Here is a 451-nt window from a genome sequence, read left to right as displayed (position 1 = left end):
GCTGTCGAAGGTGGGACTGGCGATTGGGACGAAGTCGTAACAAGGTAGCCGTACCGGAAGGTGCGGCTGGATCACCTCCTTTCTAAGGAGCACTTCTTACCGAGTCCTTCGGGACGAGGTCAGAGGCCAGTACATCAGCGAACGTCTGATGCTGGTTGCTCATGGGTGGAACGTTGACTACTCGGCATTCTTGACCAGCTTGTCTTCCTAGTACTGCTTCGGCGTGGAACGGGAGAGTGAGTGGTGGGGGTGTCGGGCACGCTGTTGGGTATCTGAGGGCGCGGCCGTATGGCTGGGTCTTCGGTGCCGGCCCCAGTGCACTCGAGCTCTGGCTCGGGGTGATGGGTGGTTGGTCGTTGTTTGAGAACTGCACAGTGGACGCGAGCATCTGTGGCCAAGTTTTTAAGGGCGCACGGTGGATGCCTTGGCACCAGGAACCGATGAAGGACGT

1 rRNA gene is annotated in these 451 nt (G+C 59.0%); it reads left to right on the top strand.

Features of this window, described 5'->3' with window-relative positions:
- Positions 1–82 (top strand): 16S ribosomal RNA (locus KUM32_RS32220); the annotation flags it as partial.
- Between the last annotated feature and the right edge of the window lie 369 nt (positions 83–451).

It is taken from the genome of Streptomyces sp. AC627_RSS907 (assembly GCF_019049165.1).
This window is presented reverse-complemented; position numbering and strand designations above follow the sequence as displayed.